12 protein-coding genes are annotated in these 9,844 nt (G+C 63.3%); 9 read left to right on the plus strand and 3 right to left on the minus strand.

All coding sequences use genetic code 11. The annotated features are described in order from the left end of the window. The coding region (locus EN884_RS13095) for a cobalamin biosynthesis protein (protein ID WP_164894998.1) at nucleotides 1–443 on the minus strand (443 nt) is incomplete at its 3' end. Between EN884_RS13095 and cobD the strand changes: the two genes are divergently transcribed. Both cobD and EN884_RS13105 read left to right on the plus strand, forming a co-directional pair. Beyond that, a complete protein-coding gene (cobD, locus tag EN884_RS13100; RefSeq protein WP_082826475.1) occupies nucleotides 442–1,491 on the plus strand; it encodes a threonine-phosphate decarboxylase CobD in 1,050 nt (349 codons plus the stop codon). The genes EN884_RS13095 and cobD overlap by 2 nt on opposite strands. Then, the gene (locus EN884_RS13105) at nucleotides 1,488–1,997 is read left to right on the plus strand and encodes a tyrosine phosphatase family protein (RefSeq protein ID WP_063168226.1); all 510 of its coding nucleotides are present in this window, start codon (nucleotides 1,488–1,490) and stop codon (nucleotides 1,995–1,997) included. The genes cobD and EN884_RS13105 overlap by 4 nt, the downstream gene beginning before the upstream one ends. Before the next feature lie 103 nt (nucleotides 1,998–2,100). On the opposite strand, the gene EN884_RS13110 is transcribed toward EN884_RS13105, so the two are convergent. Together EN884_RS13110 and EN884_RS13115 are read right to left on the minus strand one after the other, a co-directional pair. Continuing rightward, nucleotides 2,101–2,904, minus strand: coding sequence for a creatininase family protein (locus EN884_RS13110; protein WP_063168225.1), 804 nt, complete (start codon nucleotides 2,902–2,904; stop codon nucleotides 2,101–2,103). Nucleotides 2,905–2,958: 54 nt separating this feature from the next. Next, the gene (locus tag EN884_RS13115) at nucleotides 2,959–3,342 is read right to left on the minus strand and encodes a RidA family protein (RefSeq protein WP_024501344.1); all 384 of its coding nucleotides are present in this window, start codon (nucleotides 3,340–3,342) and stop codon (nucleotides 2,959–2,961) included. 264 nt (nucleotides 3,343–3,606) lie between these two features. On the opposite strand from EN884_RS13115, the gene EN884_RS13120 reads away from it, so the two are divergent. The 7 genes from EN884_RS13120 to EN884_RS13150 all read left to right on the plus strand — a co-directional run. Next, entirely contained in the window at nucleotides 3,607–4,611 is a 1,005-nt protein-coding gene (locus EN884_RS13120) for an ABC transporter substrate-binding protein (RefSeq protein ID WP_013531126.1), read from the plus strand. 11 nt (nucleotides 4,612–4,622) lie between these two features. Further along, the gene (locus EN884_RS13125) at nucleotides 4,623–5,450 is read left to right on the plus strand and encodes an ABC transporter ATP-binding protein (RefSeq protein WP_063168224.1); all 828 of its coding nucleotides are present in this window, start codon (nucleotides 4,623–4,625) and stop codon (nucleotides 5,448–5,450) included. Next, nucleotides 5,437–6,288, plus strand: coding sequence for an ABC transporter permease (locus tag EN884_RS13130; RefSeq protein WP_063168223.1), 852 nt, complete (start codon nucleotides 5,437–5,439; stop codon nucleotides 6,286–6,288). Before EN884_RS13125 ends, EN884_RS13130 begins: the two co-directional genes overlap by 14 nt. A 3-nt stretch (nucleotides 6,289–6,291) precedes the next feature. After that, on the plus strand, nucleotides 6,292–7,593 hold the full coding sequence (locus EN884_RS13135; RefSeq protein ID WP_013531129.1) for a cytosine deaminase: 1,302 nt from the start codon (nucleotides 6,292–6,294) through the stop codon (nucleotides 7,591–7,593). Then, nucleotides 7,593–8,996 (plus strand): FAD-binding oxidoreductase, encoded by a 1,404-nt coding sequence (locus EN884_RS13140; RefSeq protein WP_063168222.1) that lies wholly within the window; start codon nucleotides 7,593–7,595, stop codon nucleotides 8,994–8,996. Before EN884_RS13135 ends, EN884_RS13140 begins: the two co-directional genes overlap by 1 nt. Further along, complete coding sequence (locus EN884_RS13145; RefSeq protein WP_063170260.1) at nucleotides 8,996–9,577, plus strand: NAD(P)H-dependent oxidoreductase; 582 nt, start codon at nucleotides 8,996–8,998, stop codon at nucleotides 9,575–9,577. The genes EN884_RS13140 and EN884_RS13145 overlap by 1 nt, the downstream gene beginning before the upstream one ends. Then, a partial coding sequence (locus tag EN884_RS13150; protein WP_206617589.1) for an NAD(P)H-dependent oxidoreductase occupies nucleotides 9,577–9,844 on the plus strand: 268 nt, incomplete at its 3' end. The genes EN884_RS13145 and EN884_RS13150, both read left to right, overlap by 1 nt.

Raw genomic sequence — 9,844 nt, forward strand, 5'->3', positions numbered from 1 at the left:
GGCCCGCCTTGCCGTTTCGCGGATCGTCGGTCGCGACCCTGAAACGCTCGACCGACGATCCGCGAAACGGCAAGGCGGGCCAAGGCGATGCCGCCGGTGTCGAGGGCGTCAGCCACCGCCTCGACATGCTCATAGAGGCTCTTCTGCGACAGAAGCGACGTTGCCAGAAGGGCCGTGATGACGAGGCCCATGGGAACGAACCAGAACAGGATCTGCACGCCCAGGCCAATTATCGCCGGCACCAGCACGATGACCAGCAGCGCCTGGACACCGCGCTTGCGACGCAGCGCGTCGGGATCAGTGGCGCGGTTGAGCCTGCGGTCGAGAAAGGATATCAGCCTGCCGAACCACGTCACCGGATGGCCGATGGCGCGAAACAGCCAGTCGGGGTAACCGAGGGCGAATTCGACGACCAATGACAGGAAAGCGATCAGGACTGACATGAAGCTTCTTAATGGGGCGGTTGTGGACCATGGTGGAAGTCTTGGCCGCGCGAGGGTGCTTTTCCCCAACGCCCTGCTGCCTTTCGTCGACCTCTCGACCGGTATCAATCCGCACTCCTACCCGCTTTTCGACCTGCCCGCCACCTCGCTGTCGCGGTTGCCGGAAGCCGCGCGCACACGCGACCTGACAGAGATCGCGGCCAGTACTTACGGCGCGCCGTCGCCAGCCAACGTCGTGGCGGCGCCGGGCACGCAGATCCTGTTGCCGCGCGTTGCGTCGCTCATTTCGCCCGGCAAGGCGTTGGTGCTGGGTCCGACCTACGCCGAACATGCCCGCGCTGCCGCGATCGCCGGGCACCAGGTGGCGGAGGTCGATAATTTCGAAGCGTTGGCGGACGCCGACCTCGTCATCATCGTCAATCCGAACAATCCGGATGGACGTGTCATAGAGCGCGACCGGTTGCTGGCTCTGGCCGCCGGATTGCGCGCCAAGGGCGGACTGCTGGTCGTCGACGAGGCGTTCATGGATGTCGGCCCGCGTCAGCACAGCGTCGCGGGCGATGTCGGTCGGGGCGGCCTCGTCGTGCTGCGCTCGTTCGGCAAGTTCTTTGGCCTGGCCGGGCTGCGGCTCGGCTTTGCACTTTCCGATACTGCGACGGTCGACCGGCTGGATACGCAGTTCGGACCATGGGCCGTCGCCGGCCCGGCGCTGGAATATGGCATCCGCGCGCTTGCCGACATCGGGTGGCAGGACGTGATGCGGGCGTCGTTGGCCGGTGAATCGGCGCGTCTCGATGCGCTTTTCAGCCGCTTCGGCGTTCCTGTTGCGGGCGGAACCACACTGTATCGTTTCCTCAGTCTGACCAATGCCGCCGATTTGTTTGCAGCGCTCGGCGAGCGCGGCATCCTGCTTCGCCATTTTGCCGACCGGCCTGACGTTCTGCGCGCCGGCCTGCCGGGCAGTGAGGAGGAATGGCAGCGGCTCGAATCCGCACTTGCCGAGTGGGCGTCGCGGCGCAAGCATCAATCGAAGGGTTCAAAACGATGATCCATGTCTGCTCGCTTGCAAAGATCGAGGAAACGGTGGCCAGGACCGGCGCCGACCGCATGCTTTCGCTGCTCGCCGCCGGAACGGAGGTGGTGCGGCCGGCCTCGATCTCGAGGGAAAACCACCTGCATCTGGTCATGCACGACATCGCGGTGGCGCAGGACGGCATGACCATGCCGGGCGAAGACCATGTCCGCAATCTGCTCGATTTCGCGCGCCGGTGGGACCGGGCAAGGCCGATGCTCGTGCATTGCTATGCCGGCATCAGCCGCTCGACGGCTTCGGCCTATATCATCGCGGCAGCACTGGCGCCGAAGCGTGACGAGGCCGAATTGGCGCGGACGCTGCGGGCGCTGTCGCCTTCGGCAACGCCCAATCCGCGACTGATCGCCGTGGCCGATGCGTTGCTTGAGCGCAACGGCCGCATGGTCGAGGCGATCGAATCGATCGGGCGCGGCGCGGACGCCTTTGAAGGCACGCCCTTTGCGCTGAGGATCGACAGCTAGCTTTGCCCCCATATCGTTGTTCGTCTGATCCGCCTCCTCCATCGCCTCGTTTGTTCAAGAGGATCTGGAATAGCGATGACAGCGCTTGCCACTGGTTTGGAGGCTACGTCAACCACTCCGCGAGCTTCGCCTTGCGCACATCTTGCAGCAGGCTGATGAAGCCGTCGGCCTGATATTCTGCCGTCAGCCGGCCCTTCTCCGCCGTCGCGATGCTGGCGTCGCCGACGACGCCGTTCGGGTTGAGATCGCTGGCGATCCAGGCGAAGGCGTGGGTGCCGGTGTGGCGCAGCAGCGAAAATTCCTTTTCGGCCTTGGCGACATTGGAAACGAAATTGTCTGATTTGCCCATGTCCACGAGGTCCGGCCGGAAATGCAGCATCAGCGAGGTCTCGACATCGCCGCCATGGATGCCGTGACGGTCCTCCAGTTCGGTATACATGCCGGCCGGACGGCCAAAACGCTGCCAGCTGGTCTTCACCGCCAGCATCTTTTCGCGCACGCGCAATTCGCGCGTGACGATGCCCATGATCTCCTCGTTGCCGCCATGCGAATTGACCACGATCAGCTTGCGCACACCGGCGCGCGCGATCGACAGGCCAAGCTCGGTCCAGGCTTCGATCAGCGTGGTTGCCGGCAGAGTGAGGGTGCCCGGCGCATGCAGGTGTTCGTTGGATTTGCCCACGGCCTGCACCGGCAGGATGCGGATGTCGAGATCGTCGGGCAGGCGCGAAATGACCGTGTCGAGCATGCCGTTCATGATCGACGTGTCGGTCGAAACAGGCAGATGCGGCCCATGCTGCTCGATCGCCGCCACTGGCAGCACGGCGATGGTCGCCTCGGGATCGATCGAGGCGTATTCGGTGGTCCGGTAGTCGCCCCACCACACGCGTCTTTTGGGTACGGTCATGTCATGCCTCTTCAATGGTCAGGCAGACCTAGCGCGGGACGGGCGGCCTGTCGATCACCCCGCCGCGATGGCCTCGATTTCGACCTTGAATTCGGGCCGGGCAAAGCCGGAAACAATCATCAATGTCGACGCTGGCGCGGGGCTCGAAAACAGCCGGTCGCGGACGTCCATATAGGGCCGCAGATGCGCGCGGTCGGTGACATAGGCGTTGATGCGCACGATATCCCTGAGACCCAGGCCGGCTTCGCCGAGAATCGCCGCGATGTTTTGAAAGCAGAGTTCGGCCTGCGCTCCGGCGTCTTCGGGAATCAGGTCGTCGGCGGTGATGGCGACCTGGCCCGAGCACAGCACAAGCCGCTTGCCGGCCGGCACCTCGACGCCGTGACTGTAGCGGGCAAAGGGCGGCTTGATGGACTTCGGGGTGAGGAATTTGAACATGGCAATCTCCTGGATGCCGCCACCTAAAGCCGGACTCATTACACCTTCAAGATGGCGGTGCATGTTGCCCGGGCGATTGTGGACAGCCGTTCAAAAAATAGGCACGATGCCTTCCGTACAGCATGACCCGTTCGCGCTTGGCATGGCAACGTCTTTCAAGCGGGCGGTCCCGGCGCCAGACGCCGGTGGCATGTGTCTTGCTTCTTGAATCTTTGGTGTCGAGCCTGGCGCGTGGCGCGCCGGAGCAAACAGAGGGTGGTGTCGATGTACGGAAAACAGAAGATCTCGGTGGCGGTTGTGGCCCTGCTTGCAGCCAGCACGCTGGGTGCGGCTGCGAATGAGAAAGTCACCTTCGGCACCAACTGGTTGGCCGAGCCGGAACATGGCGGATATTACCAGTCCGTGGCGGACGGCACCTACGCCGCCTGCGGCCTCGACGTCACCATCATGCAGGGCGGTCCGCAAGTCAGCGGCCGGCCGATGCTGCTGGCCGGCAAGATCGATTTCTACATGGGCGGCAATCTGCTGTCGGCCTTCGATGCGGTCCAGCAAGGCATACCGATGCGCGTGGTGGCGGCGGATTTCCAGAAGGACCCGCAGGTCATCATGTCCCACCCCGGCGAGGGGCTCGACAAATGGGAGGACCTGAAGAACGCCGACCAGTACATATTGGGCGACGAGGGCGTGCAGACCTTCTTCCAGTGGATGGTCATCGAACTCGGCTTCGACGCCTCCAAACGCGCGCCCTACACCTACAACACCGCTCCCTTCCTCGCCAACAAGAAGTCGATCCAGCAGGGCTACGTCACCTCAGAGCCGTTCGCGGTCCAGAAGGAAGGCGGCTTCGTGCCGAACCAGTTCCTGCTCGCCGACTATGGCTGGGACACATATTCGACGACGATCGAAGTGATGCAGGACACGATCGACAAGAAGCCGGAGGTGGTCCAGTGCTTCGTCGATGGCTCGGCCAAGGGCTGGTACAAATATCTCTACGGCGACAACAAAGCCGCCAACGACATGATCAAGAAAGACAATCCCGACATGAGCGACGAGCAGATCGCGTTCTCGATCGAGCAGATGAAGAAGTTCGGCCTGGCCGATTCCGGCGACACCGAAAAGCTCGGCATCGGCGCCATGACCGACGCGCGGATCAAGAGTTTCTACGACAAGATGGTAAAGGCTAAGGTCACGCCAGCCGGCATCGACATCAAGAAGGCCTACACGCTGACCTTCATCAACAAAGGCGTCGGGCTCGAGCTGAAGAAATAGGCCGCCCCGGAATGATAAGGGAAAAAGTGGCGCAAGCGCCGGCTGCGTCGGGTGCGGCCCCGACGCTCCTGGCGCTGAAGGGCGTCGGCAAGGTGTTCTCCAACGGCGTGACGGCGCTCAGCGACGTCGACCTGACCATCCGGGAAGGCGATTTCGTCAGCCTGCTCGGGCCGTCGGGTTGCGGCAAGTCGACGGCGCTGCGGCTGATCGCCGGCCTGTCGACGCCAACTTCCGGCGTGCTCGATTGGCGCGGTGGCGGCTCGCTCGACCGCTCGAACATCGGCTTCGTCTTCCAGGAGCCGACGCTGCTGCCTTGGGCCAATGTTTTCGACAATGTCTGGCTACCGCTTCGGCTGAAAGGCATTTCGCACGCCAAGGCGACACCGGCGGTAACGGAGATGTTGGCGCGGGTTCACCTGACCGGCTTCGAAAACGCGGTGCCGCGCGAACTGTCAGGCGGCATGAAGATGCGCGTATCCATAGCGCGCGCCATGGTGACCAAACCGCGCGTGCTGCTGATGGACGAACCGTTCGCGGCACTCGACGAGATCACCCGCTTCAAGCTCAACAACGATCTCCTGGAACTGTGGCAGGACGAACGGTTCACCGTCGTCTTCGTCACCCACAGTGTCTTCGAAAGCGTGTTCCTGTCCAACCGCGTCGTCGTCATGGCGGCGCGGCCGGGCAGGGTGTTCGACGAACTCGCCATCGAGGCCTCCTATCCGCGCGACGAGGCGTTTCGCACCTCGCCAGACTATGCGGCACTGTGCCGTCAGGCTTCCGACGTGCTGGTCAAGGCCATCAACTCAACAGCAGGCGCGCATTATGACGGCCATTGACGAGCGCGTGCTCGAACTCGACCCCGAGGAAGCACGCCGCGTGCGCCAGGCGCGGTTCGAACGGATCGGCCGCTGGGTGCTGCCGCTGGCGATCATGATCCTGGCGATCTGGCTGTGGGATCGCATCTGCGTGTGGAACGAGATCCCGCAATACATCCTGCCGCGTCCCGGCGTGGTGCTGTGGACGCTCTACAACGATGCCGGCCTGCTGTTTTCCTCGCTGCTGGTCACCTTGCGCATCACCTTTCTCAGCTTGGCTCTGGCGGTCATAGGCGGGGTCGGGCTGGCGGTGCTGTTCGCGCAGTCGAAATGGGTCGAGATGTCGTTCTTCCCCTTCGCCATCGTGCTGCAGGTGACGCCGATCGTGGCGATCTTTCCGCTGATCAACATCTATGTGAACGACCAGACGACCAAGCTTCTGCTGTGCGCCTGGATCGTCGCCTTCTTTCCGATCCTGTCCAACACCACGCTTGGCCTCAACTCCGTCGACCGCAATCTGCGCGATATGTTCAAGCTCAACGGCGCGACGCGCTGGCAGCAATTGCGCTATCTCAGGCTGCCGGCGGCGATGCCCTATTTCCTCGGCGGGTTGAAGATCGCCGGCGGCCTGTCGCTGATCGGCGCCGTGGTGGCCGAGTTCGTTGCCGGTACCACCGGCCAGTCGTCCGGCCTTGCCTCGCGCATCATCGAGGCCGGCTACCGGCTCAACGCGCCGCGGCTGTTCGCGGCGCTGTTCCTGATCTCGCTGACCGGCATTTTGATCTTCCTCGTGCTGTCGCTGATATCGCATCTCATCTTGCGGCGCTGGCATGAAAGCGCGCTGAAGCAGGAGCGCTAGGCCTTGATTCCCAACACTGGTTCATACCGGCTTACCAACGTCAGGCTTCACGCGTCCCTGACACCGGGGCTCGCTGCTGTCCCCGATAGCGATGGCTTCGCGCTTGCCGACGTCACTGTCGCCGACGGCAAGATTTCCAACATCGCCGCGCATGGCCGATTGAAAGCGTCTGCCGACGCCGTCGATCTCGGCGGTCGCATCGTGCTGCCGTGCTTCGTCGACTGCCACACGCATATCGACAAGGGCCATATCTGGCCGCGAAAGCCCAATCCCGACGGCACGTTCATGGGCGCGCTGAATGCCGCCGATGCCGATCGTGTGGCACGCTGGAGCGCCGAGGATTTGGCGCGGCGGATGGATTTCTCGCTGCGCTGCGCCTACGCCCATGGCACAAGGGCGCTGCGCACCCACATCGACAGCGTCGCGCCGCAGGAGGAAATCTCCTGGCCGGCGTTCGAGGCGATGCGCGAGGAATGGCGCGGCCGCATCGAGTTGCAGGGCGCCTGCCTGCTCGGCGTCGAAGGCGTGCGCAACAAAAAGTGGTTCGACAGGCTGGCAAAGAGGGTTGCCGCGGCAAAGGGCGTGCTCGGTGTCGTCACCTATATGGCGCCGGACCTCGAAGAGCTGCTCGATCACGTCTTCGCGCAGGCCATCAAGCATGGCCTCGATCTCGATTTCCATGCCGACGAGACCAACGACATTTCCGCCATATCGCTGAAGAAGATCGCCGAGGCCGCTCTGTGGAACGGTTTCGAAGGAAAGATCCTCGTCGGCCATTGCTGCTCGCTGGCGCGCCAGCCGGATCTCGACGTGCTCGACACGCTGGACAAGGTGGCGAAAGCGGGGCTCGCCGTCGTCTCGCTGCCGATGTGCAATCTCTATCTGCAGGACCGGCGCGCCGACGGCACCACGCCACGCTGGCGTGGCGTGACGCTGCTGCACGAGATGAAGGCGAGGGGCATTCCGGTGGCGGTTGCTTCCGACAACACGCGTGATCCCTTCTATGCCTATGGCGATCTCGACATGCTGGAGGTCTACCGCATGGCGACGCGCATCCTGCATTTCGATCATCCGGTCGCCGACTGGCCGCAAGCGGTCACCGCGACGCCGGCCAAGGTGATGCGGTTTGATGGCTTCGGCACGCTGGCTGCCGGCGGTGATGCCGATTTCATCGTGTTCAAAGGCCGAAGCTGGACGGAATTGCTGTCGCGGCCCGAATCGGATCGCATCGTGGTGCGCGGCGGCAAGGCGATCGACCGCCAATTGCCAGATTATGCCGAACTCGACGAACTGATGGTGGAATGATGGATGTTTCGGCGCTCAAACGCGATCTCGAAGGCCTGAAGGTCGACGACAATCCGGCCATCGTCCAGCAGAAGAGCCGTGACTTCTACTGGTACAGCCCGGTGCTGAAGCAGCAGCTCGACCATGTCACCGGCGACCTGATCGTGACGCCGAAGAACGAGGCCGAACTGATCCGCGTGCTTGCCGCCAGTCATCGTCATGGCGTGCCGGTGACACCGCGCGGCAGCGGCACCGGTAATTACGGCCAGGCGATGCCGCTCTCCGGCGGCGTCGTGCTCAACCTTGCCGAGATGAACGAGATCAAGTCGATCGCTCCGGGTCGCGTCGTGACCGGGCCGGGGGCGATCCTGGCCGATATCGACAAGGCAACGCGGGCGCATTCCGGGCAGGAACTGCGGCTATCGCCCTCCACCTACAACACAGCCTCGATTGGCGGCTTCATCGCCGGCGGTTCGGGCGGCATCGGCTCGATCAATTTCGGCGGGTTGCGCGATTTCGGCAATGTGCTTCGGCTGCGCGTGGTGACCATGGAGGCCGAGCCGAAAGCGCTCGAGCTCACCGGCGCGGATCTGCACAAGGTGACCCATGCCTACGGCACCAACGGCATCATATCGGAAGTCGAGATGCCGCTGACCGCGGCGTATGACTGGATCGACGTCATTGTCGGCTTCGACGCTTTCATGGATGCGGCCCGCTATGGCAATGCGCTGGCCTGTCAGGATGGCATCCTGACCAAGCTGATCACGCCGATAGCGGCACCCGTGCCGCAGCTCTATTTCAAGCGGCACCAGAAATTCCTGAGCGACGGGCAGAGCATTTGCGTCGTCATGGTGGCGCAGCCCGGGCTGGACGCTTTTCTTGCCTTCACCCGGCGTGCCGGCGGCGAGGTGATCTACAATGCGGCCACGGCGACGCCGGATGAGAAAAAAGGCCTGCCGCCGGCCTATGAATTGGCTTGGAACCACACCACGCTGAGGGCGCTGCGCGTCGACCCTTCGATCACCTATCTGCAGTCGCTCTATCCCTTTCCCAACCAGCTGGCGCTTGTCGAGAAGATGGATGCGATGTTTCCGGGCGAGGTTTTCTCGCATCTCGAATTCGTGCGGCTGGACGGCAACATTACCTGCTTCGGCCTGCCGCTGGTCAAGTTCACGACCGAAGCGCGGCTCGACGAGATCGTGCGCCTGCATGAAGCGAACGGTTGCCCGATCTTCAACCCGCATCGCTACACGCTGGAAGAGGGCGGCATGAAGCAGACCGACGCGGTGCAACTCGCCTTCAAGCGCCAGACCGATCCGCAAGGGCTCCTCAACCCCGGCAAGATGATCGCCTGGGAGAACCCGGACTACGACTACCGTTCCGGGCGGACTTTTTTGTTCAGGGGGCTGCAGAAGGTAGGATGATGAACATCCTCGTCCTCTACGCCCATCCGGTCGAGACCAGCTTCAATGCCGGCCTGCACCGGATGATCGTCGAGCGCCTGACGGCGGCGGGCCATACGGTCGACGACTGCGATCTCTATGCCGAGGGTTTCGATCCGCGACTGACGCGCCAGGAGCGGCTGGACTACCACAACCCACGTGGCCCCGCCGACGCTGTCGCGCCTTATGTCGAGCGCCTGCTGCGCGCCGATGCGCTGGTGCTTTCCTATCCCGTCTGGAACTATGGCTTTCCAGCGATCCTGAAAGGCTTTTTCGATCGCGTGTTCTTGCCCGGCGTGTCGTTCAAATTGGTCGACGGCAAGGCGCAGCCGTCGCTGCACAACATTCGCAAGGTTGCGGCGGTGACCACCTACGGCGGCAGCCGGTTCCGCGCCCTGCTGATGGGCGATCCGCCGCGCAGGCTGATCAAGCGGATGCTGCGCGCCACCGTCAAACCGGGCGCGCCGGTGACCTACCTCGCGCACTACGCGATGAACCTGTCTACCGACGGCTCGCGCAAGGCTTTCACGACCAAGGTCGCGGCCCGCATGGATGAGTTCTGATGCGCGCACTGGTGGTCTACTGCCATCCGGTACCCGAGAGCTTTTGCGCCGCCATCCGCGACACTGCCATCGACGTGCTGATGCGACGAGGCTGGGAGGTGCGGCTGCTCGACCTCTATGCGGAGAAATTCGACCCGGTGATGGGCTGCGACGAGCGGCGCTCCTACAATGACCAGGCGCCGCAGGACCCGGCACTGAAGCCGCATTTCGAACTGCTCAACTGGGCCGAAGCGATCCTGTTCGTCTATCCGACCTGGTGGTACGGAC

Source organism: Mesorhizobium sp. M7A.F.Ca.AU.001.01.1.1 (assembly GCF_004022735.1).
Lineage (GTDB): Bacteria > Pseudomonadota > Alphaproteobacteria > Rhizobiales > Rhizobiaceae > Mesorhizobium > Mesorhizobium ciceri.